This window comes from Epibacterium sp. ABZ3_068 (assembly GCF_056159265.1).
In genome coordinates this window covers 2,530,617-2,554,014 of record NZ_JBSWUV010000001.1, presented here as the reverse complement: position 1 = coordinate 2,554,014, position 23,398 = coordinate 2,530,617, and the positions used below count along the sequence as shown (strand labels likewise).

Below are 23,398 nucleotides of genomic sequence, written 5' to 3'. Positions count from 1 at the left end.
TTCCCCTTTTCTGCCAAGCCGTTTCTCTTCAGCGGCAACCCTGTACCGAGATCACAAAGACTTGCAAGGGAGCGCAACAAAAAAGGGCCGCGTGCGCGCGACCCTTCTTCACAACTTCGTCTGGAAGCTCAGCGGACCTTCAGCGTCGCCAGACCGATCATCGCCAAGATCAGCGCGATGATCCAGAATCGGATGACGATGGTCGGTTCGGCCCAGCCCTTCTTTTCGTAATGGTGGTGGATCGGAGCCATCAGGAAGACGCGTTTGCCAGTGCGTTTGAAGTAGAGAACCTGAATGATGACCGACAGCGCCTCAACCACAAAAAGCCCACCGACAATGGCCAGAACCAATTCATGTTTGGTGGCAACCGCAATGGCGCCCAAAGCGCCGCCCAGGGCCAGCGATCCGGTGTCGCCCATAAACACAGCCGCAGGCGGTGCATTATACCACAGGAACCCAAGCCCTGCCCCAAAGAGCGCCATGGTAAAGATAAAGATCTCGCCCGTGTTTTCCACGTAGTGCACGTCAAGATATTGCGTGAAATCCGCACGCCCCACCACATAGGCGATCACACCAAGGGTGACCCCTGCGATCATCGCGGGCATAATCGCCAGCCCATCCAGACCGTCCGTGAGGTTCACCGCATTTGCCGAACCGACAATAACGCAGATCCCAAACGGGATGTACAAAAGCCCCATATTGATCAGCGTGTCTTTAAACACAGGCAGTGCAAGCTGGTTCTGCAGGCCTTCCGGGTGGAAATATGTCGCCCAAAGGGTTGCCAGCAGTGCAATCAGCACCCCAAGTGCGAGACGGAGCTTGCCCGACACACCTTTGGTGTTCTGCTTGGAGACTTTGGCGTAGTCATCGGCAAACCCAATCAGACCAAAGCCCAGAGTGACCAGAAGCACCATCCAGATATAAGGATTGTCCCAGCGCCCCCACATCAGCGTGCTGGTGACAAGCGCGCCAACAATCAAGAGGCCTCCCATCGTGGGGGTTCCCGCCTTGGACAGATGCCCTTCGGGGCCGTCGTCGCGGATCGGCTGACCTTTTCCCTGTTTCTTGCGCAGGACGTTGATCAGGGGCTTTCCGAACAGAAACCCAAAGATCAACGCCGTCAGGAACGCTCCGCCTGCCCGAAAGGTGATATAGCGGAACAGGTTAAAAAAGTCGCCCCCGTCTGACAGCGCAGTCAGCCAATATAACATGCCTTGGTGGTCCTATTCACGAATGGTTGTTTGTGGAATTTGCGCGGGCATCGCTCATATCTCGCAGCGCGTCAACAAGCTTTCCCAAGCCAACGCTCAAAGAGCCCTTGGCCAGCAACACATCGCCGGCCTTCAGTTGCGACGGGAGGTGTTCAATCGCCTCAGAGGTTGTCATCCAGGCCGCGCCGCGTTTGTTCGGCGGAAGGGAGGCGTGCAGATGCGACATCAGGGGACCAACACAATGGACCGTGTCGATACGCTCCAGCGCCTCCAGCTCAGCAAGGCTCGCATGCATTGCAGCCTCGCCTGCTCCCAGTTCTTTCATGTCGCCCAGCACGGCTATTCTACGCTCTGCCCCTGCGGCAAGCGCCAGCACAGACAGAGCTGCGCCAACAGAGGTTGGATTGGCATTGTAACTGTCATCCAGAACGGTCAGCGCGCCGCCGCTCCACGCCAGCTCCAGCCGAGCCCCGCGCCCCTTGACCGGCGACCAAAGCGCCAGGCTGTTCACAGCTTGCGCAACATCCGCGCCCAAAGCCTCTACGCAAGCCAGGGCACCAAGGGCATTCATGGCAAAATGTGCACCAAGTGATTGGATCGTAAGCGTATAGCTATGGCCCGAGATCTGAACCGCCGCCAATGTGGCCTGCCCTTCGGTCCGCAGGGAAACCAGCCGATGGCTGTTCGAGGACAGCCCAAACCACCGCGTTTCGCAGCCAAGGTCCCCGGCCGTCTCGGCAAGCGTGGCAGCTGTATCGACATCTCCGTTGAGAATCGCCACGCCGCCTGGCTGCAACCCGGTCAGGATCGCGGCTTTTTCACGCGCGATACCGGCCACGTTTTCAAAGGCTTCCAGATGGACTGCGGCCACCGTTGTGATCATGGCCACATGGGGTCGGGCCTGTTGCGCCAAAGGGGCGATTTCTCCGGGGTGATTCATTCCGATCTCGATCACCGCATATTCTGTGTCACGCGGCATGCGCGCCAGCGTCAAGGGCACACCCCAGTGGTTATTGTAGCTTGCCACAGCGGCATGGGTCTTACCCTGATCGCCAAGCATGGAGGTCAGCATTTCCTTGGTCGACGTTTTGCCAACCGAGCCGGTGACAGCGACAACTTTGGCGTTGGTGCGGGATCGCGCGGCCCGCCCCAAGGCTTCCAACGCACGCTGGACATCCTCCACGATCAAAAGCGGTGCATCTGCAGCAACACCGGACGGGATATGCGTAACCAAGGCCGCTGCAGCCCCTTTTTCGAGCGCTTGCGCGACAAAATCATGCCCGTCTCGCGCGGCCTTGAGCGCGACAAACAGGTCTCCGGGTTGCAGGGTGCGGGTGTCAATCGAGATCCCGGCCACCGACCAATCGCCCTGAACCTGACCGCCCGTTGCGGCTTCTGCTTCCTTGGCCGTCCACAACATCACGCCATCCTCCCGTCCAAAGCAGCAACTGCGATACTGGCCTGTTCCACATCATCAAACGGCAGGATCGTATCACCGATCACCTGACCACTTTCATGACCTTTGCCGCAGATGATCAATGCATCCCCTGCCCCCAGCATATCGACGCCACGCAGGATCGCCTCGGCCCGGTCGCCGACATTCAGCGCATCCGGCGCGCCGGACATGACTGCGGCCCGAATGGCAGCAGGATCCTCGCTGCGCGGGTTATCATCCGTAACGATGACCGCATCCGCATGTTCCTGAGCAGCCTCCCCCATAAGCGCGCGCTTGGACGTATCCCGGTCCCCGCCCGCACCGATGATGGCGATCAATCGCCCCAGCACATGGGGACGCAAGGCTTTGATTGCCGTTTTGACAGCATCAGGCGTATGGGCGTAATCCACAAAAACGGTGGCACCGTTGTCACGCGTTGCCGCCAGCTGCATACGCCCCCGCACGGTGGACAAATGCGGCAGAGTTTCAAAGACACGTTGCGGATCTTCGCCGCTTGCAATCACCAAGCCCGCTGCCAACAAAACGTTTTCAGCCTGAAAGCCGCCGATCAGGCTTAACCTCACCACATAGGGTTTTTCATGCCATGAGAAGCGAATATCCTGCCCGCTGGCGTCATAGCGCGTACCAACCAGCGCAAGATCACCAAGGCCCAGGCCCACAGTCATGATTTCCTGGCCCTTGGCCGCTGCAATTGCCCGCATCTCTACACCGCGCGGGTCATTCATATTCAGAACGGCAACGCCATCCTCAGAAAGCACATTTCGAAACAGGCTGGCCTTGGCGGCGAAATAAGCCTCGAAACTTTCGTGATAATCCAGGTGATCCTGAGTGAAATTGGTGAACCCTGCGGCAACCAGGTTCACCCCGTGTAGGCGCCTTTGATCCAGTCCGTGGGATGAGGCCTCCATTGCGGCATGGGTAATCCCGGCTTCTGCTGCATCTGCGAGGGCCGCGTGCAGGGTGATCGGGTCCGGTGTTGTGTGTTGCAGCTTGCGGGTCCAGGCGCCTTCTATGCCGGTCGTTCCGACATTGATCGCCTCATATCCCAGTTCGCTCCAGATCTGACGCACAAAGGTCGCCACCGAGGTTTTCCCGTTGGTTCCTGTCACCGCCACCATCGTCTGCGGCTGCGCGCCAAACCACAGGGCGGCGGCACCCGACAGCGCCTGACGCGGGTCTTCAACGATAACCTGGGCCACATGGCTGTGATCCAGAACTTCGGCCGCAAGCGCCGCCCCTTCCACATCGGTCAGGATCGCCGCCGCCCCCTGTTCAACTGCGGTTTCAATAAAACGCGCGCCATGGACCTGACTGCCCGGCAATGCGGCAAACAGGAAACCGCTGCTCACGTTGCGGCTATCAGTTGCCAGACCGCGGATAGTGGGATCCGCCCCCCCTCGGGCCGTCAGCCCCAATTGGCTCAGCGCAAGCTCACTCGCTACGGTCATTCTTACCCTCACTGGTCAGTTTGAGGTCAGCGTTATACCCGTGACCTTGGCAGGTTCAACGTGTGGCCGGAGCCCAAGCAGCGGCGCAAGGCGCGAAATCATCTCGGCTGCGACTGGAACAGCTGTCCAACCGGCGGTTCTCCGCTGCTCGCCATGCGCCACGATCTCTGGTTCATCCAACGTAACAACCAGCACATATTTCGGGTCATCAACCGGGAACATCGTCGCAAAGGTGGCGATAACCTTGTCATCATAATATCCACCCTGCGGACGCGGCTTGTCTGCGGTGCCGGTTTTACCCGCCACCTGATAGCCCGGAACTTCGGCAAAAGATGCGGTGCCCTCTGTCACAACCTTGCGCAGCATTTCCCGCGCATCTGCCGCAGCTTTTTCTGACATGACCCGATGGGCATATTGCGGTCCCTGTTGTTTCAGAACCGTCGGGGCCACATAATGCCCGCCATTGGCAATCGCCGCATAACCCGCCGCAAGATGCATCGGGCTGGTTGAAATCCCGTGCCCATAGGAAATGGTCATGGCAGAAAGCTCAGACCAATTGGGAGGCAACAGGGGCTTGCCGCCCTGTGCCTCGACAATCTCAAACGGGGTTGGTTCCAAAAGACCAAGACGTCCCAGGAAAGACTTCTGCTGCGCGACACCGATCTGCTGGGCCAGTCGCGCGGTGCCGATGTTGGACGATTTGACAATGATCTTGGAGACCGTCAACTCTTTGCCGTAATAGTGAAAATCACGGATCGCATGTTTCCCCCAACGCAGAGGGCCGCGAATGTCGATCACGGTTTCCGGGCGCACCAGACCAAGGTCAACCGCCTGCGCCGCTGCAAAGATCTTGAAAGTCGACCCCAACTCATAAACGCCCTGAACGGCCCGGTTAAAGAGCGGGCTGACCGAGGGGTCAAACCCATCCGTGGGGGGACGTGGGCGGTCGTTTGGGTCGAAATCCGGCAAGGACACCACCGACACAACCTCACCCGTATGAACATCCATCAGGATCGAGGTCGCCCCCTTGGCGTTCATCAGGTTCATGCCCCCGGCCAGGACCTGCTCAGCTGCGGACTGCACCGTGAGATCAAGCGACAGCTCAAGCGGGTGATTCCCGTTTGCGGGGTCACGCAGGTAATCGTCAAACTGCTTTTCAACACCGGCAACACCGATCACTTCCGCAGCGCTGACGCCTTCTTTGCCAAACCCTGCACCCCCCAGAACATGTGACGCCAGACGCCCGTTCGGGTAAAGCCGCATCTCACGCGGGCCGAACAACAGACCGGGATCACCGATGTCATGCACGGCCTGCTTCTGTTCGGGGCTGATCCTTTTCTTGATCCACAAGAACTTGCGCTTCCCGGTGAAGTCTTCAATCAGCTTGTCGCGCTCCAGATCCGGAAAGATCTTTACCAATTCATCGGCTGCATAGACCGGGTCGATCATCTGCGGCGGCTGCGCATAGAGTGAGTGAGTCTCGAAATTTGTTGCCAGGATACGCCCGTGTCGGTCCACAATATCCGCACGCTGCATCGCGATGGAGCCACCGGCCACATTCGCCAGAGGCTCCTGCGGTTCTGCCGTGGCCATCATGCCCATCCTTCCCGCAATTGCGGCATAGGCGCAGATAAAGAAGACCCCCAGAACCAACAAACGTCCCTCAGCACGCTGACGGTACTTTACGGACATTTCCGCATGGCGCTCACGCAGGTTTTCACGCTCGATGACATCCGGGTTTTCACCTTTTGCGCGGGCGGCAAGAACACGGGCTAACGGACGCAGAGGTTTGCGGATCATGGTTCTCTCCCGGCATTCAACGTCGAAACGACGACGCCGTTTTCAAACTCCACCTCGCTCTGAGGAAAGGCGATTTGATCCACCTGACCAAATTGGTCCGGCCGCAATGGCAACAGACCCAACCGGTCGAAATTAAGCTCTGCCAGCTCCCGCAGGCGGTCCGGGCGGTTCAAATAGGCCCATTCGGCACGCAAAACGCTGAGCCGCGCTTGCGACGCTCCGATCTGACGCTGCAAGGAGCGCGTGTCTTTCAATGCCTGTTGGGTGGCGTAGTTTTCCTGATACGCCCACACCGCCAGACCAAGGACCGCAATCACGGTTGCCATATAAAGGAGTGTTTTCATCTGCGCCCCTCTCTCAGCTGTGGCATGCCCAATTCTTTCGGCGAAATTCCTTCCGGGGACGCATCCGTACGTCGGCCCACCCGCAGCCGTGCAGAACGCGCCCGCGGGTTTTCTTCCAGCTCCTGATCATCCGGCCCGACGGCCTTGCGTGTCACCAGTTCAAACTGGTTCGGCGTCTCGACCAGTTCAGGCGCATAGCGGTTGGCCCGCCCAGTCCGCCCTGCACGGTGCTGGAAAAAGCGTTTCACCATGCGATCTTCGACGGAATGGAAGGTAACCACCGCCAGAAGCCCACCGGGTTTCAGCGCCCGTTCAGCAGCCAGAAGACCGGCGAAAAGCTCTTCATATTCGCCATTTACCGCAATACGCAGGGCCTGAAAGCTGCGGGTCGCGGGATGTGACTGGCCGGGCTTCGGACGCGGCAGGCAACCTTCGATAATCTTGGCAAGCCGCAGAGTTGTTGTGATCGGCTCAACCTCGCGCTCCCGCACTATGGATTTCGCGATCCGGCGGCTGGCGCGTTCTTCCCCAAAGGTAAAGAGGATATCCGCCAGCTGAACCTCTTCCAGCTCGGCCACCAGATCTGCCGCACTTGGCCCGTCCTGGGACATACGCATATCCAAGGGGCCGTCTTTCATAAAAGAGAAACCGCGCTCTGCCAGATCCAGCTGCATCGAAGAAACGCCCAGGTCCAGAACAACCCCGTCCAGGTCCGAAGCATATTCGTCCATTTTGGAGAACACGCCTTGCTGCAGGGTAAGACGGTCACCGTATTGACCCTTCCAACTTGCGGCCATTTCAAAGGCCAGCGGATCGCGATCCACGCCGATCACATGATCTGCACCTGCCTCAAGAAGGCCCCGGCTGTATCCGCCTGCACCAAAGGTGCCATCCAACCAGATACCAGACACCGGAGACACCGCCGCCAGAAGCGGTCTTAGCAAGACTGGAATATGTGGTGCATCCCCCCCGGTCTGCGTCATAGCACCGTCACCTTAGGCATCGAGAAACTCCGTCGGGTCAAAATCTTCAGGCAGTTCTTCCATCCATTTTTCTTCCAGGGCCAGTTCTTCCGCTTCATAGGTTTCCGGCTTCCAGATCTGGAATGTATCGCCCGCAGCGATAAAGAAGGCCTCTTTGTCGAGCTCGATCTTATTGCGCAACTTGGCAGGCAACACCAGGCGACCGGTCTCATCCACATTTGTCGGGAAGGATTGCCCGTGAAACATGCGTTGCAGCATCTTGCGCTGCATCGAGCCACGCGGCAAGGCGTCGATCTTGTCGTCCACCTCATTGATCGCTTCGATTGTGTAAACTTCCAGGAACTTGCGGCGCTGGTCACCATAGACAATCACCAGTTCAGGATTGCCACCGGGTTCACAGTTCGGGTCTGATGCCTCAAGCACACGGCGAAAGGAGGCCGGAATCGACACCCGCCCCTTCGTGTCCACCTTGTGGTGGCCCTCGCCTCTGAACCTGCGACCCAAACGACCGCTCCTTTACTGCGCCTTTTGGCGCTGTCCCTTCCCCCAAAATGAAAAGGGGCGGGTTGATCTGCTGCCACTGATCAACCCGCCTCCACAGCCCGCTGAGCGGGTGTCCGACTGCGCGCGCCACCTGGGGGGATGTCTGCTCGCCCGCGCGCCGGATCTCTCTTTTTTCGAAAAAGCGAAGGCCTGTATGAAACCTGCTATTTATAGTTTTGGTCGGGGTCGTTTGCTGCCCCAGCTCTCCGTCTCTCGATGTAGAAAGGGATACTATGGGAATTAATGGGCTGACAACCATTAATTTCCAGACACGCCCGTGATCCGGACCTTCAACTCACCCAAAGCGCACCGACTGAAGCCACATTTCCGCCACAGTCTAGCCAATGTAGGCCCAAAGGTACCTCACAGAACTACATATTGTGCAGATATTGCGATGCCAAAAAAATCCCATAATTTCCCGCACCAAAAATCGCGCGGTGGCAATCGGCGCAAATGTTCGCAAAACGTTCTAAAAAATGGGTGATTTTGGGTAGTTCAACGCATCAAAAGTGATTCGTTTTAGACAAATGCCACCGAATGCCCATATTTTCCCATTTGGCCCATGAATTCCCAGATTTATGACGGATGCCGGAAATCTCGTCGCGCCCGTGGCGGTCCCACGGTTTCCCATGGGTGCCATGATTTCCCAAAATCAGAGCAGCATCCCACTCCAGCCCATTCGTGAGCAAAGTTGAGACGCCCCGATGTCAAAAACGGAGTTAGGCAACGCCACCGCGAACCAGCCCTTCGGCTATGCGCATATAGGCGTCGGCCATGGCACCATCCCTTAATGCAATCGGCCGCCCCTCATCCCCGGCCAAGCGGGTCTCAAGATCAATCGGCAAAGCCCCCAACAAGGGAACTCCCAACCTGTCCGCCTCCGCAGCAACGCCCCCATGCCCAAAGATGTGGTGTTCACCACCGCAATCGGGGCAGGTGAAGAAGGACATGTTCTCAATCAAGCCAAGGACCGGCGTTTTGAGCTTGGCAAACATATCAAGCGCCTTACGCGCATCCAAAAGCGCAACATCCTGCGGCGTACTGACCACAATCGCGCCTGTGGGCTCGGACTTACTGCACAACGTCAGCTGAACATCCCCGGTGCCAGGCGGAAGGTCCACCAGAAGCACATCCAACTCTCCCCAGTTCACCTGGGTCAGCATCTGCTGCAAGGCCCCCATAAGCATGGGCCCCCGCCAGATTATGGCTTCACGCTCCGCCACCATCAAACCCAGGGACATCAAGGTCACACCATGTGCCGTCAGCGGTTCTATCATCTTGCCGTCCGAGCTTTCCGGACGCCCAGAAACTCCCATCATGCGGGGCTGGCTCGGACCATAGATATCGGCATCCAGCAGCCCGACACGCCGCCCCTGCCGTGCAAGCGCAACCGCAAGGTTCGAGCTGACGGTCGATTTCCCCACGCCGCCCTTACCTGAACCGATCGCCAAGATACGCTTTACCCCCTTGGGCCGCATCGGGTCCGCCTGGGGAGCCATATGTCCGCCAAATTTCACACCCTTCCCCGCGGCAGGCGCTGAAGGCTTAGACTGGTGCGCAGTCATAACAATGGAGACGGAGGTTACACCGTCAACTTCCATTACCGCCGCCTCAGCCGCGCGGCGCAGCGGCTCCATCTGTGCCGCAACCTCGGGACTGGGGGCCTCGAACACCATTGACACCTGCCCCCCGTCGACGCGCAGTGCGCGCACGATGTCATTTGTGATCAGAGTCCCCTCCCCCGGATAGGGCAAGCGATTCAGCGCCTCTCGAATCAAATCATCCATCTTTCACACACCATTTCTTTGCGTCGCACTCCATATAGTGACGCTTGAAGCAAGTCCCAACCAGCAATGGACGGCCAAAACCCGAGCCATGTGCCACAAAAGCACAGCAAAATATCAAAAAGGGGGCATAGAAAACAAGCCACGGCACGTTTTTACAGGCCCCTATCTTGCAAACTCAACAGACCCATGCGCCGACCGCATAGCGGACTTGCCAACAAGACCGTTGTGCAAGCGCAGCATTTGTTTATTTTCAATATCAACAGCGAAGACAACACGACACACGGACACAGACCTTAGACATGGCAACTGCACTGAACACCACGCCGATGACACTTTCAAACACTGCTGGCGCAGGGTTTGTTGCGGGTTTGGTCGCGAAGGCAAAGGCATACATGGTCTACCGCAAGTCGCTGAACGAACTTCGCGCTCTGAACAACCGCGAACTGGCTGATCTTGGCCTGTCCCGCAGCATGATTAAACGCGTCGCCCTTGAAGCGGCCTATGACAATATTTAACTGAGAGATCAGGTCCTTCCTCCTCCTCCCTAGGACCTGTCTTTAGCGGTGGCATCCTCCTCCTCCCTGATGCCACCGCGACCTATAACGGCCAAATGGCCAGACATACATCGGGGCACTCCTCCTCCCTAGTCCTGATGTTTACAAGAACGGCGGCACCCCTCCTCCTCCCTGGTGCCGCCGTTTTTTCGTTTTAAGGGAGCGTGCTTTCCACAATAGGTTCAGTTGATGGTTGCGAAGACTGCGCGCGCATCATGATTTGCACGCGTGCGCAATTATTCCGAGATGTTATCGAAAATATCACAACCTCAACATGCCACCCTGACTGCAGCCGCTTCGGATAGCGGCAACACATTGGCGACGCTTGGGGTGGAGGCTTGGGGTATCAGGCGCGGTGCAGGCTAGAACGGAACATCCGAATCTGACGTGACATATCGCGCAATCACTTTCTTGGGTCCCGCCTTTTCAAAGTCGACTTCCAGCTTATCGCCCTCGATGCCGATCACAGCGCCATAGCCGAATTTCTGGTGAAAGACCCGATCGCCAAGCATAAACGCGGAAACGGCATTGAGGTCGATCACCTGATGGCGGGCCTCCTTGGGTTGCGTAAATCCCCGCTCGCCGGACCGGGCCTGCATACGCTTCCAACCCGGAGAGTTATAGCCATCTGCCTGGGCGACGCGCTCATCAATGGTCGATTGCACAGGCGCAGCAGCCCCATAGCCGCCCCCATAAAGGCCCGGCGGGGTCAGCACTTCAACATGGTCTTCGGGCAGCTCATCCACAAACCGTGAAGGCAGCTGCGATTGCCACTGACCAAACACGCGGCGATTGCCCGCAAAAGAAATCGTGCAGACCTCCTCGGCGCGGGTGATTCCCACATAGGCCAGGCGGCGCTCCTCTTCGAGCCCTTTGAGCCCGCTTTCATCCATAGAGCGCTGTGACGGAAAAAGGCCATCTTCCCAGCCCGGCAAGAAAACAGCTGGAAATTCCAGACCTTTGGCGGCGTGCAGTGTCATTATACTGACTTTTTGCTCTGCGTCCTGACTGTCATTGTCCATAACAAGGCTGACGTGTTCCAAGAATCCTTGGAGATTTTCAAAGCTTTCCAGCGCCTTGACCAATTCCTTGAGGTTCTCCAGCCGCCCCGGAGCCTCCGGCGTCTTATCGTTCTGCCACATGGTGGTATAGCCGCTCTCATCCAGGATGATCTCGGCCAGTTCCATATGTGTCATGTCGCCATCTCCGGCCAATCGGCCCCAGCGGCGAATATCCTCGACCAATGTGCGCAGGGCGGCACCGCCCTTCCCCTTGATCATACCCGATTCAACCGCCAGCCGGGCGCCTTCGACCAGCGAGACAGCATTGGCCCGCGCCACGCTTTGAATGGTCTGCTGCGCCTTGTTGCCAAGGCCACGTTTGGGCGTGTTCACAATCCGCTCGAACGCCAGATCATCATCCGGGGAGGTCACCACCCGGAAATAGGCCATCGCATCACGGATCTCCATCCGTTCATAGAAACGCGGGCCACCAATGACGCGGTAGGGCAAGCCAATGGTCAGAAAACGGTCTTCGAACGCGCGCATCTGGTGGGAGGCGCGGACCAAGATGGCCATCTGGTCCAGATCCATCGGTCGCACGCCGCGACTGCCCCGCTGCATCGATTCGATTTCTTCCCCGATCCAGCGCGCCTCTTCCTCGCCATCCCAATGACCAATCAGGCGGACCTTTTCGCCGCCGGTTGCCTCGGTCCACAGCTCTTTTCCCAAACGTCCCTGGTTGCCCCGGATGACATTGGAAGCGGCGGCCAGGATATGTTCTGTTGAACGATAGTTTTGCTCCAGCCGCACGGTTTTTGCGCCGGGAAAATCATTTTCAAACCGCAGGATGTTGCCCACTTCGGCCCCGCGCCAGCCATAGATCGACTGGTCATCATCCCCCACACAACAGATATTGTGATGCGCGCTCGCCAAAAGTCGCAGCCACAGATATTGGGCGACGTTGGTATCCTGATATTCGTCCACCATGATAAACCGGAACCAACGCTGATACTGCGATAATACATCCGGGTGGGTCTGAAAAATCGTCACCATGTGCAGCAACAAGTCGCCAAAATCGACTGCATTCAGCTCCAGCAGGCGGCGTTGGTACTGCTTATAAAGGTCAGCGCCCCGGTGATTATAGGCCCCCGCATCCGTCGTGGGCACCTTCTCTGGTGTCAGCGCGCGGTTTTTCCAGTCATCAATAATGCCTGCCAGCATCCGCGCAGGCCAGCGTTTGTCATCAATACCATTGGCCTGGATCAGCTGTTTCAACAGGCGGATCTGATCATCCGTATCCAAAATGGTGAAGTTCGACTTCAGATGCAGCGGCGGGCGCGCCTCTTCTATAACTCCGTTGCCATCATCCATGGCAATCAGCTCCGCATGGCGACGCAACAGTTTCACGCAGATCGAGTGGAAGGTGCCAAGCCAGGGCATGCCCTCGATCGCCTGCCCCATCATCGCACCAACACGGTTTTTCATCTCCCGCGCGGCTTTATTGGTAAAGGTCACCGCCAGAACCTCGTTCGGGCGGGCGCTGTTGGTGTTCAGCAGGTGAACGATCCGAGTGGTCAGAGCTTTGGTCTTGCCCGTACCCGCCCCGGCCAGCATCAATACCGGCCCTTCAAGACATTCCACAGCCTCCCGTTGGGCCGGGTTCAGCCCATCCAGATAAGGCATCGGGCGTGCGGCCATGGCACGGGAGGAAAGCGATGCGCCCTCAAAGGCGTCCATTTCGTCAAAGCTGCTCATACTGGTGATCCTAACGTGATTCAATCACAGCGAAAAGAGGATGTTCACAGTCTGTTCACTCCTTTTTTTCCGCAATCAGCGCTTTGCGCCATGTTTGGGGCAACGCAAGCCACCATATACCATTGCGCGCCCCCTAATCCAAAGTGGCTTTGGCCAATCCTTGTGCACCGAGTTACAGCACAAACTTTGGGATACGATCAGATTACATCTTAAACGTGCGCAGCAGACGGATGCGACGCTTTTACCTCAGTTGGAGAGCTTCATGCACAGATTGATATATCTCAGCCAGGCAACAAAGCCGATGAGCGCCCCGGAAATCGCAACCCTGGCGGCAAAATCACAGCAAAATAACGGAAAGGTTGGGGTTACAGGCCTCCTGGTTTTTATACAAGGCCGGTTCTTTCAGGTGCTGGAAGGCCCGCAAACCGCATTGGACAGCTGCTTTAAGCGCATCCAGTTGGACAAACGCCACGCGGACATGCGCCTTATCAGCAGCTCAGAAACCAGTGAACGCGCCTTCCCGGACTGGAAGATGAGCCTGTTTTACCCGGACCAGTTACCGCCCCAAGCCCAACAGGCCGTTTTGTCGATCAATGAACTGATGCCGATGAACAGTGAGGCACGTGGGAATGACCCCGAGGTGCGCCTGCGTGTGCGGGATTTTCTGGCAAGTTTCCAACGTCTGGCCGCAGCATAGCATTTGGATACGTGCCGGTTTCTCTGCCTCGAAGGACAGTTCGCGCTCGACAGCAGACGGGTTTAATGGCCTATTTCGGGCATGAATCTCGACCAGGCCTACCCCGCGCTCACAGACCTGCGTGTCAAAGCTCAGAAACGCATTCCCAAATTTGTTTGGGAATATCTGGACTGTGGCACTGGCAGCGAAGAAACCAAGAACCGCAATCGGCAAGCCCTTGACCGTGTTGGCTTTGTTCCTTCGATCCTGCACGGCCCCCTTGATTGCGATTTAGGGGTGGACTGGCTCAACACGCGCCTGCCCCTTCCAGTTGGGATTGCGCCGGTTGGCATGTCAGGCTTGATCTGGCCCGGAGCGGAAACCCTTCTTGCGCAAGCTGCACGCCGTGCCAACATCCCCTATTGCCTGTCGACGGTTGCAAGCCAAAGCCCCGAAGATCTGGGCCCCCATGTGGGAGAGCACGCCTGGTTCCAACTTTATCCGCCCAAAGACCCGGACATCCGCAAGGATATGCTGAACCGCGCAAAATCATCGGGTTTTGGCACATTGGTTCTGACCGTCGATGTGCCTGTTGCATCCCGTCGTGAACGTCAGACCCGCTCTGGCCTCACCCAGCCGCCGCGCCTGACGCCCCGCTTGCTTGCACAGGTGGCACAGTGCCCGGCCTGGGCATTGGGGATGGCGTGCAGAGGCATGCCGCGCATGCGGACGCTCGACGCATACACGACCACACCAACCACCGCCCGCTCCTCGACCGCGCATATCGGATATCTGCTGCGCACCTCGCCGGATTGGGAGTATGTGTCCTGGTTGCGGGACAATTGGGACGGACCGCTGGTGGTAAAAGGCGTTCTGCGACCAGAAGATGCCACAGCACTGGAGCGCGCCGGTCTGGACGCCATCTGGGTGTCAAACCATTCAGGTCGGCAGTTCGATGCAGCGCCCGCATCCATTGAAGCTCTGCCCGCCATTCGCGACGCGACAAAACTGCCGTTGATCCTGGACAGTGGCATAGAGACTGGACTGGATATTCTGCGCGCCTATGCACTTGGCGCTGATCTTGTCATGATGGGGCGCGGCTTTCACTTTGCGCTTGCTGCATTGGGCGCCGACGGCCCGGCCCATTTGCTCAAAATTCTCTCAGAAGACCTCAAAGCCAATATGGGGCAACTGGGCATCTCAGAGCTTTCGGAGACTGGCACGCTCGAACACTACGATTTGACCTAACCGGGCACAAATCGTCTCCGGATTGTACCCGTCTTTGTACCCCGAATCTGGCGCCGGAACCTTCCACAAACAGATTGGCACGCGAACAAAAATGTTACCGCTACCACACCTGAATTCACTTACAAAAACCGCCGTGATTCGGAGCGTTTGCAACGTTATTGCGCTAACGCAAATCTCCAAATGTAAAAAATACACGAAATTTGGATCCCGGAATGTTTCGATACATTTTTATTCCTGCTCGATAAGTGCCTTATTTTTGGGACGAAAGTCGCAAGCCTGCGAGAGAATACCGCATAATACGAGTATACCGAACGGGATGTTCCGCCTAACACTCTGCCAGAACCGATTTTACCGGGGGAAGAAATGACCGAGTTTAACAAAATCCTGATCGCGAACCGTGGCGAGATCGCCATCCGCGTGATGCGTGCCGCAAACGAGATGGGCAAGAAAACCGTCGCCGTTTACGCGGAAGAGGACAAACTGGGGCTGCACCGCTTCAAGGCGGATGAGGCTTACCGGATTGGCGAAGGCCTCGGACCCGTTGCGGCCTATCTGTCGATTGATGAGATTATCCGTGTAGCCAAGGAGAGTGGCGCAGACGCGATCCACCCCGGCTACGGCCTTTTGTCTGAAAACCCGGATTTTGTGGACGCCTGTTCCCGTAACGGCATCACCTTTATCGGCCCCAAAGCCGAAACCATGCGCGCCCTTGGCGACAAAGCCAGTGCGCGCCGGGTGGCGGTCGAAGCGGGCGTTCCCGTCATTCCCGCCACCGAGGTTCTGGGCGATGACATGGAAGCCATCAAGAAAGAAGCGGCGGATGTCGGCTATCCCTTGATGCTCAAAGCGTCCTGGGGCGGCGGCGGTCGCGGCATGCGCCCGATCTTTGGCGAAGACGAGCTGGAAGAGAAGGTTCTCGAAGGGCGGCGCGAAGCCGAAGCGGCCTTTGGCAACGGCGAAGGTTATCTGGAGAAGATGATCACCCGTGCCCGCCACGTCGAGGTTCAGATCCTGGGTGACAAACATGGCGAGATCTATCACCTGTGGGAACGCGACTGTTCGGTTCAGCGCCGCAACCAGAAAGTGGTCGAACGTGCTCCCGCCCCCTATCTGACCGACGCCCAGCGCGCAGAAATCTGTGAATTGGGTCGCAAGATCTGTGCCCATGTGAATTATGAATGCGCAGGCACCGTTGAATTCCTGATGGATATGAACACGGGCAAGTTCTACTTTATCGAGGTAAACCCCCGGGTTCAGGTGGAACACACCGTGACTGAAGAAGTCACCGGCATCGACATTGTTCAATCGCAGATCCTGATCGCCGAAGGGAAACCGCTGGCGGAAGCCACCGGCAAAGCCAGCCAGGATGAGATCCGCCTGAATGGACACGCGCTGCAAACCCGCGTAACCACAGAAGATCCGCTGAACAATTTCATCCCCGATTATGGCCGCATCACGGCCTATCGTTCGGCAACCGGAATGGGCATCCGCCTCGATGGTGGCACCGCCTATTCGGGGGGCGTCATCACCCGGTACTACGATTCGCTCCTGACCAAGGTCACCGCCTGGGCGCCAACACCGGAAAAAGCCATCGCCCGCATGGACCGTGCCCTGCGCGAATTTCGTGTGCGCGGCGTGTCGACCAACATCGCCTTTGTCGAAAACTTGCTGAAGCACCCGACCTTCCTGTCCAATGAGTACACAACGAAGTTCATCGACGAGACGCCAGAGCTGTTCCAGTTCAAGAAGCGCCGCGACCGCGGCACGAAGGTTCTGACCTATATCGCGGACATCACCGTCAACGGACATCCGGAGACAGAAGGCCGCGCCCGCCCCTCTGACGATCTGAAAGAACCCCGCGCCCCCAAAGTGGAGCCGGGCAACACCCCCTATGGCACCCGTAATCTGTTGGAGCAAAAAGGCGCTCAGGCCGTTGCCGACTGGATGAAAGCGCAGCGCCAGCTGCTGCTGACCGACACCACCATGCGCGACGGACACCAATCACTGCTGGCGACCCGTATGCGGTCCCATGACATGATCAAAGTGGCCCCGGCCTATGCGCAGAACCTCAGCCAGCTGTTCTCGGTGGAATGCTGGGGCGGGGCGACCTTTGACGTCGCCTATCGCTTCCTGCAGGAATGCCCCTGGCAGCGACTGCGCGACCTGCGCGAGGCCATGCCCAACCTGATGACCCAAATGCTGCTGCGCGCCTCCAATGGCGTTGGCTACACCAACTACCCGGACAATGTTGTGCAGGAGTTTGTACGTCAGGCGGCAGTGACAGGTGTCGATGTCTTCCGCGTTTTTGACTCCCTCAACTGGGTGGAAAACATGCGTGTGGCGATGGACGCTGTGGTCGAAAGCGGCAAAATCTGCGAAGGCACCATCTGTTACACCGGCGACATTCTGGACCCGGCCCGCGCCAAATATGACATCAAATACTATGTCGGCATGGCCAAAGAGCTGGAAGCGGCAGGTGCCCATGTTCTGGGCCTCAAAGACATGGCTGGCCTGTTGAAACCCGCCTCTGCACGGGTTCTGGTCAAAGCACTGAAAGAAGAAGTCGGCCTGCCGATCCACTTCCACACCCATGACACCTCTGGCATTGCCGGCGCGACCATCCTCGCAGCTGCTGACGCAGGTGTGGACGCTGTGGACGCAGCGATGGACGCTTTCTCTGGCGGCACGTCGCAACCCTGCCTTGGCTCCATCGTTGAAGGGCTCAAGAACACCGACCGCGACACCGGTTTGGATATTGGCAAGATCCGCGAGATTTCAGGCTACTGGGAGCAGGTGCGTGCGCAATATGTCGCCTTTGAAAGCGGCCTGCAGGCCCCCGCGTCCGAAGTCTATCTGCATGAGATGCCCGGTGGTCAGTTCACCAACCTCAAGGCACAGGCACGCTCTCTGGGTCTCGAAGACCGCTGGAGCGAGGTCGCCCAGACCTATGCGGATGTGAACCAGATGTTTGGCGATATTGTCAAAGTGACGCCATCATCCAAAGTTGTGGGTGACATGGCACTGATGATGGTCAGCCAGAACATAACCCGCGCGGACGTGGAAAGCCCGGACACCGATGTGGCCTTCCCCGACTCCGTTGTGGACATGATGCGCGGCAATCTCGGCCAGCCTCCGGGGGGCTTCCCTGAAGGCATCGTGAAAAAGGTGCTGAAAGGCGAAGCGCCCAATACCACCCGTCCGGGCGCCCATCTGGAACCGGTTGATCTGGAAGCCACCCGCGCGGAGCTTTCCAAAGAACTGGAAGGGTTTACCGTCGATGACGAAGATCTGAACGGTTATCTCATGTATCCCAAGGTCTTCCTGGATTACATGGGCCGCCACCGGCTGTACGGCCCTGTCCGGGCTTTGCCGACCAAGACCTTCTTTTATGGTATGGAGCCGCGTGAAGAGATCACCGCCGAGATCGACCCGGGCAAGAAGCTGGAAATCCGCCTGCAGGCGATTGGTGAAACCGACGACAAGGGCGAAGTCAAAGTCTTCTTTGAACTCAATGGCCAACCCCGTGTGATCCGAGTTCCAAACCGCAAGGTAGCCGCGAGCCAGGCCGCCAACAAAAAAGCCGAAGCAGGCAATGCAAACCACATCGGCGCGCCGATGCCGGGTGTTGTGGCCTCTGTTGCGGTTCAGCCGGGTCAGGAGGTCAAAGAGGGCGATCTGCTGCTGACCATCGAAGCCATGAAGATGGAAACCGGCATCCACGCGGAACGCGACGCAACAATTTCTGCGGTACACGTTCAAGCTGGCGGTCAAATCGACGCCAAAGATCTTCTGATCGAACTGGAATAAACGCGACGCCTCTGAATTCAGAAGAAGGCCGCAGTCCGCTGCGGCCTTTTTTTCTTGGCCAGCTGACGCTCTTAGAAGCAACACACCATCGCGTGCACTTTGGATCCCCAAAGAGCCAGGCTGACAGTCACGGCCAGGCAGGCCAATTTAAAATTCTCCCAAGTCTTCATCTGTGTTTCCCTCAGCTCAAATCCTGTTTTGAAAGGCTTTTCGTTCCACGCCGTGGCCAGAGACATCCGTCGAAGTTTTTTACAAAATCCCCAATTTCGCTCTTGCGCTCTGCGTGTTGAAACCTTAAATCACCGCTCACCGAAACGGAGTGCGGGCGTAGCTCAGGGGTAGAGCATAACCTTGCCAAGGTTAGGGTCGGGCGTTCGAATCGCCTCGCCCGCTCCATTCGGAATTCTTCAGAAATTCAACGACTTACCGAAAGCGATCAGACGGCACCCGTGATCAAAGCGCTTCTGTATGGCGCTCAAATTTTCGTGGTAAGAAATTCTGATTTCATTCACCAGAATCTGTTTTTTGCCTTGCAGAGCCTGCGCCCTTCCCGTATTCACTCCCTCACCGAAACGGAGTGCGGGCGTAGCTCAGGGGTAGAGCATAACCTTGCCAAGGTTAGGGTCGGGCGTTCGAATCGCCTCGCCCGCTCCATTCGGACAAACAACCGCCCACTTGGGCGGTTTTGTTTTTTCTCCCCGTCTCAGCCCTTGATCGGAATCGCCCGGACCGATAGGAACAGAGGGCGAACAATCATCACCCTGATCCAGTAGAGAAGAACGAGGCAGGATGCTTACATCGGTGGAACTTTGCGCAGGTGCAGGCGGACAGGCCCTGGGATTGGAACGGGCCGGTTTCGATCACACAGCGTTGGTAGAAATCGACAAGCATTGCTGCGCCACTCTGCGCCACAACCGCCCACAGTGGAACGTGCTGGAAGAAGACGTGCGCGACTTCAAAGACCGCGCGGGCGAATACAGGGGGATCGACCTACTGGCCGGCGGCTTGCCCTGCCCGCCGTTCTCTGTGGCAGGCAAACAACTGGGTGAAAAAGACGAGCGTAACCTGTTTGATGATGCCATCGATATCGTCGATGCCACGCGCCCCCGTGCCGTCATGATTGAAAACGTACGTGGCTTTCTGGACGCCGTATTTCTGGACTACCGTGAGAAGCTGAAGAAGCAACTGTCGAAGTTGGGATATGAGACCGACTGGCGGTTACTCAACGCCTCAGATTTTGGCGTCCCACAGCTGCGCCCGCGTGTGGCGATTGTTGCATTACGCAAGGAATTCAGCGGACAGTTCTCCTGGCCGGACCCTCTGCCCCACAACCCCAGAACCGTGGGCGAAACGCTGATTGATCTCATGAAGGAACGCGGCTGGCGCGGGGCCGACGCCTGGAAAGAGCAAGCCAATGAAATCGCGCCGACGATTGTTGGTGGCTCTAAGAAACATGGCGGCCCGGATCTGGGGCCAACCCGTGCCCGACGAGCCTGGGCGGCTCTTGGTGTAGAGGGCCGCACCATCGCCAATGAGGCGCCTGACCCGTTTCACAATGACATGCCGCGCCTAACCTGCCGCATGGTGGCTCGTATTCAGGGGTTCCCGGACGAGTGGCACTTCACCGGCGCAAAAACCAATGCCTACCGCCAGATCGGAAACGCCTTTCCGCCCCCTGTCGCTGCTGCCGTTTCAAAACAGCTGAGCAAGGCGATTGTGCGCCCCAATTTGCGCTCGGTCTCAGCCTAAGCTACGTGCAGACCTAACTGCTCTGACAATATGTTCAGAGCGTCACAGGCCCAATGCGAGGCTTCACCCCATGAAACGCTCCCTTCCCACCAACACCCTTGCGCCTGGTCATCCGGATTTTGACCGGCTGACGTCTTTGGCACATGAGATCACTTCGCGGGCCGGTGGCCAACTGGAACTTGAATGCAGCTTCCCTCAGATGTTGCGCGACTGCATTGACGCTGTGATCATGACCGCCAAGACCGGACGCCGCAGTTATGAAGAGCTGGAAAAAACCGAAAAGACATATATCGGCACCCGCGTTGAAATAGAGCTGCGCGCGATGCTGCGCCTGCGCAAGGGGCGGCTGGATACGGAAATCCTTGGCCAGGATGTCGATATCAAGAACACAATGGGCAGCAACTGGATGATTCCAACCGAGGCCGTCGACCAGGCCTGCATCCTGGTGGCCGCCGACGAAACACGTGCCATGTGCTATTTGGGCCTCATCGTCGCCCGCCCCGACTACCTGACGCTGGGCAAAAACAAGGATGCGAAACGCAGCGTATCAGCGGAAGGGTTTCGCCATATTCTTTGGCTTCTCAAGGAACACCCCTACCCCGCGAACTTTTGGCGCACCGTGCCCGCTGAAGCCGTTGAACAGATTTTCGCAGGGCAATCCGGCAACGCACGTATGGCCGAACTGTTCCGCCAGCTTCCGGCACGCCCCATTTCACGGGACGTGATCGAGGCTGTTGCCCGGCAAAAGGACTTCACCCGACGTATCCGCAAGGACAATGGGCGCGGCACGCGGGATATACTGGAGCGCGAGGGTATTGTTCTCTTGGAAGGGCGTACAGATGCGCAGCTGATCAAGGCCTTGGGGCTGCCAGAGTGTGGTCAAAGCAGCTTTATTTCCTTTCGACCAGACACACCGCAAGCGCGGCAAATGGCATTCCAGGCAGGTTTTCATCAGTTGCCTGAGCCGGGACAAGGCTGACGACCTGCAGAAGTTGAAATTTTTCAGGCTGAAACACCATTTTCCCCTTGCGCTTCCCCAGCGCAGACCGTAAATCCCCGCTCACCGAAACGGAGTGCGGGCGTAGCTCAGGGGTAGAGCATAACCTTGCCAAGGTTAGGGTCGGGCGTTCGAATCGCCTCGCCCGCTCCATTCGGACAAAAAGAGCCGCCCGCTTGGGCGGTTTTTTTGTATCAAAATTAGTTCAGATTGCTGAAATCCGTCCAAGAGATTTGCCGACGTCTGTGCGCCCTCTAAAAGAGGAGACTGGATAGCTCCAGAGCTCCAACGCTTCAAAACACATTCAATTTCATAGTTGTACCTGGCCTTACTTTGAATCTCGAAAAGGCCAGACCCAATGCAAAAGGCGTCAATAAAACGCCCTTGCCATCTTGGATCCAAAATCCACCCCTCCGAAAAATCATAAATCTGTATCTCTTTTTTTCGTGAATTTCTGTGAGACTGCGTTATTATTCACCTGTAACGAGTTTATTGGTGCAATACAGACCGGGCGTGCAATTGTTCCCCGCACGCCCGGTTTGCACGTAACAAGTGATTGTTTTCCCTGGCAAGCGCCGTGTGACGGTTGATTGTGTTGGTTATTTTGTGATTTCAGGTCACACGGTGGTTGCCAAGCGCCGCCAAACTATCCGAAGAAATCTAAATGCCGGTAATCCACTTCCCAAGCACGGGATTTCGGCACGTGAAGAGGCTGAACAATCTTCACCTCTTTTAGCGCTCCTAGAACGACAAGACTTGAGCCACCTCCACCTCAGCGCCTATAAGCACGGCGCAGGATTGGAAGGATCAACATGCGTACAGCACACATCAGCCGCAAAACGGCAGAGACCGAAATCTCGGTGGACATCAACCTTGATGGCAGCGGTGCCTTCGACAACAAGACCGGCGTGGGCTTCTTTGACCATATGCTGGACCAGCTGGCCCGCCATTCCCTGATCGACATGACAATCCGCGCCAAAGGGGATTATCACATTGATGATCATCACACTGTGGAAGACACCGGCATCGCGCTTGGACAGGCGCTGGCGCAGGCATTGGGCGACAAAAAAGGTATTCGTCGCTATGGCGCATGTCACCTGCCGATGGACGACGCGCAGGTTCGATGTGCGCTGGACCTGTCAGCGCGCCCGTTTCTTGTTTGGAATGTCGACCTGCCCTCGCAGAAAATCGGCACCTTTGACACCGAGCTGGTGCGCGAATTTTTCCAGGCTTTCTCGACACAAGGCGGCGTGACCCTGCACATCGACCAACTGCATGGGTTCAACAGCCATCACATTGTTGAGGCGGCATTCAAGGCCGTCGCGCGTGCACTGCGAGAGGCGGTGGAAACCGATCCGCGCAAGGCCGATGAGATCCCATCGACCAAGGGTGCCCTTTGATGCTGACTGCGATCATCGACTATGAAAGCGGCAATCTACACTCGGCGGAAAAAGCATTCCAGCGGATCGCCAAGGAAGTGAATGCCGGGGATGTTGTTGTAACGTCAGACGCAGAGGTTGTGGCCCGTGCGGACCGGCTGGTTCTGCCCGGAGATGGCGCCTTCCCTGCTTGTGCCGCTGAGCTGCGCGGGCACAAGGGGATCTATGACGCGATGGTAGAGGCCGTCGAGGTAAAGGGCCGTCCTTTTCTTGGCATCTGCGTGGGCATGCAGCTGCTGGCGACCACGGGGCATGAGTATCGGGATACAGACGGCATTGGCTGGATTGGCGGCGATGTTGTGAAGATTGAACCCAATGATCCGACGCTCAAAGTGCCCCATATGGGGTGGAACGATCTGGTGATTGATAACGGCCACCCGGTGTTCGCGGGCATCAAATCCGGTGATCACGTCTACTTTGTTCACTCCTATCACTTCCGGGTCACCACCCCGGCCGAAAGGCTGGCACATGTGGACTATGCCGGTGATGTGACCGCCGTTATTGGCCGGGACAACATCCTTGGCATGCAGTTCCACCCCGAGAAAAGCCAGGACGTGGGCCTGCGGATGATCGGGAACTTCCTGACCTGGGCTCCTTGAA

At 57.5% G+C, this 23,398-nt stretch carries 17 protein-coding genes and 3 tRNA genes; 11 read left to right on the top strand and 9 right to left on the bottom strand.

What is annotated here, in order from left to right; all coding sequences use genetic code 11:
* Positions 1-128 precede the first annotated feature (128 nt).
* The 8 genes from mraY to ACXAEW_RS12150 form a co-directional block, all read right to left on the bottom strand.
* Positions 129-1,211, bottom strand: coding sequence for a phospho-N-acetylmuramoyl-pentapeptide-transferase (gene mraY, locus ACXAEW_RS12185; protein ID WP_474941564.1), 1,083 nt, complete (start codon positions 1,209-1,211; stop codon positions 129-131).
* A gap of 16 nt (positions 1,212-1,227) precedes the next feature.
* Complete coding sequence (locus ACXAEW_RS12180; protein ID WP_474941563.1) at positions 1,228-2,634, bottom strand: UDP-N-acetylmuramoyl-tripeptide--D-alanyl-D-alanine ligase; 1,407 nt, start codon at positions 2,632-2,634, stop codon at positions 1,228-1,230.
* Positions 2,631-4,115 carry a UDP-N-acetylmuramoyl-L-alanyl-D-glutamate--2,6-diaminopimelate ligase gene (locus tag ACXAEW_RS12175; protein ID WP_474941562.1) on the bottom strand — a complete coding sequence of 495 codons (1,485 nt, stop codon included), beginning with the start codon at positions 4,113-4,115 and terminating at the stop codon, positions 2,631-2,633. Before ACXAEW_RS12175 ends, ACXAEW_RS12180 begins: the two co-directional genes overlap by 4 nt.
* A gap of 15 nt (positions 4,116-4,130) precedes the next feature.
* Positions 4,131-5,915 (bottom strand): peptidoglycan D,D-transpeptidase FtsI family protein, encoded by a 1,785-nt coding sequence (locus ACXAEW_RS12170; protein ID WP_474941561.1) that lies wholly within the window; start codon positions 5,913-5,915, stop codon positions 4,131-4,133.
* Positions 5,912-6,259, bottom strand: coding sequence for a cell division protein FtsL (ftsL, locus tag ACXAEW_RS12165; RefSeq protein WP_474941560.1), 348 nt, complete (start codon positions 6,257-6,259; stop codon positions 5,912-5,914). The genes ACXAEW_RS12170 and ftsL overlap by 4 nt, the downstream gene beginning before the upstream one ends.
* Positions 6,256-7,242 carry a 16S rRNA (cytosine(1402)-N(4))-methyltransferase RsmH gene (gene rsmH / locus ACXAEW_RS12160; RefSeq protein WP_474941559.1) on the bottom strand — a complete coding sequence of 329 codons (987 nt, stop codon included), beginning with the start codon at positions 7,240-7,242 and terminating at the stop codon, positions 6,256-6,258. Before rsmH ends, ftsL begins: the two co-directional genes overlap by 4 nt.
* 12 nt (positions 7,243-7,254) lie before the next feature.
* The gene (mraZ, locus tag ACXAEW_RS12155; RefSeq protein WP_474941558.1) at positions 7,255-7,746 is read right to left on the bottom strand and encodes a division/cell wall cluster transcriptional repressor MraZ; all 492 of its coding nucleotides are present in this window, start codon (positions 7,744-7,746) and stop codon (positions 7,255-7,257) included.
* A 758-nt stretch (positions 7,747-8,504) separates the two neighbouring features.
* Positions 8,505-9,572 carry an Mrp/NBP35 family ATP-binding protein gene (locus ACXAEW_RS12150; RefSeq protein ID WP_474941557.1) on the bottom strand — a complete coding sequence of 356 codons (1,068 nt, stop codon included), beginning with the start codon at positions 9,570-9,572 and terminating at the stop codon, positions 8,505-8,507.
* A gap of 299 nt (positions 9,573-9,871) precedes the next feature.
* Here ACXAEW_RS12150 and ACXAEW_RS12145 point away from each other — a divergent pair, with 299 nt between their 5' ends.
* The gene (locus ACXAEW_RS12145; protein WP_474941556.1) at positions 9,872-10,087 is read left to right on the top strand and encodes a DUF1127 domain-containing protein; all 216 of its coding nucleotides are present in this window, start codon (positions 9,872-9,874) and stop codon (positions 10,085-10,087) included.
* 401 nt (positions 10,088-10,488) lie between these two features.
* On the opposite strand, the gene ACXAEW_RS12140 is transcribed toward ACXAEW_RS12145, so the two are convergent.
* Positions 10,489-12,882 carry an ATP-dependent helicase gene (locus ACXAEW_RS12140; protein ID WP_474941555.1) on the bottom strand — a complete coding sequence of 798 codons (2,394 nt, stop codon included), beginning with the start codon at positions 12,880-12,882 and terminating at the stop codon, positions 10,489-10,491.
* Positions 12,883-13,144: 262 nt separating this feature from the next.
* On the opposite strand from ACXAEW_RS12140, the gene ACXAEW_RS12135 reads away from it, so the two are divergent.
* The 10 genes from ACXAEW_RS12135 (at position 13,145) to hisH (ending at position 23,397) form a co-directional block, all read left to right on the top strand.
* Complete coding sequence (locus ACXAEW_RS12135) at positions 13,145-13,579, top strand: BLUF domain-containing protein (RefSeq protein ID WP_474941554.1); 435 nt, start codon at positions 13,145-13,147, stop codon at positions 13,577-13,579.
* Between the two features lie 81 nt (positions 13,580-13,660).
* Positions 13,661-14,806, top strand: coding sequence for an alpha-hydroxy acid oxidase (locus ACXAEW_RS12130; protein ID WP_474941553.1), 1,146 nt, complete (start codon positions 13,661-13,663; stop codon positions 14,804-14,806).
* Positions 14,807-15,169: 363 nt separating this feature from the next.
* Positions 15,170-18,613: a pyruvate carboxylase gene (locus ACXAEW_RS12125; protein ID WP_474941552.1), complete on the top strand. Its 3,444-nt coding sequence runs from the start codon at positions 15,170-15,172 to the stop codon at positions 18,611-18,613.
* Positions 18,614-18,934: 321 nt separating this feature from the next.
* A tRNA-Gly gene (locus ACXAEW_RS12120) sits at positions 18,935-19,009 on the top strand.
* A 183-nt stretch (positions 19,010-19,192) separates the two neighbouring features.
* Positions 19,193-19,267 (top strand) — tRNA-Gly (locus ACXAEW_RS12115).
* 135 nt (positions 19,268-19,402) lie between these two features.
* Entirely contained in the window at positions 19,403-20,362 is a 960-nt protein-coding gene (locus ACXAEW_RS12110; protein ID WP_474941551.1) for a DNA cytosine methyltransferase, read from the top strand.
* A 70-nt stretch (positions 20,363-20,432) separates the two neighbouring features.
* Positions 20,433-21,341 carry a NaeI family type II restriction endonuclease gene (locus tag ACXAEW_RS12105; protein ID WP_474941550.1) on the top strand — a complete coding sequence of 303 codons (909 nt, stop codon included), beginning with the start codon at positions 20,433-20,435 and terminating at the stop codon, positions 21,339-21,341.
* A gap of 96 nt (positions 21,342-21,437) precedes the next feature.
* A tRNA-Gly gene (locus ACXAEW_RS12100) sits at positions 21,438-21,512 on the top strand.
* Positions 21,513-22,171: 659 nt separating this feature from the next.
* Positions 22,172-22,759, top strand: coding sequence for an imidazoleglycerol-phosphate dehydratase HisB (hisB, locus tag ACXAEW_RS12095; RefSeq protein WP_474941549.1), 588 nt, complete (start codon positions 22,172-22,174; stop codon positions 22,757-22,759).
* Positions 22,759-23,397: an imidazole glycerol phosphate synthase subunit HisH gene (gene hisH, locus ACXAEW_RS12090; protein WP_474941548.1), complete on the top strand. Its 639-nt coding sequence runs from the start codon at positions 22,759-22,761 to the stop codon at positions 23,395-23,397. The genes hisB and hisH overlap by 1 nt, the downstream gene beginning before the upstream one ends.
* Position 23,398: the final 1 nt, after the last annotated feature.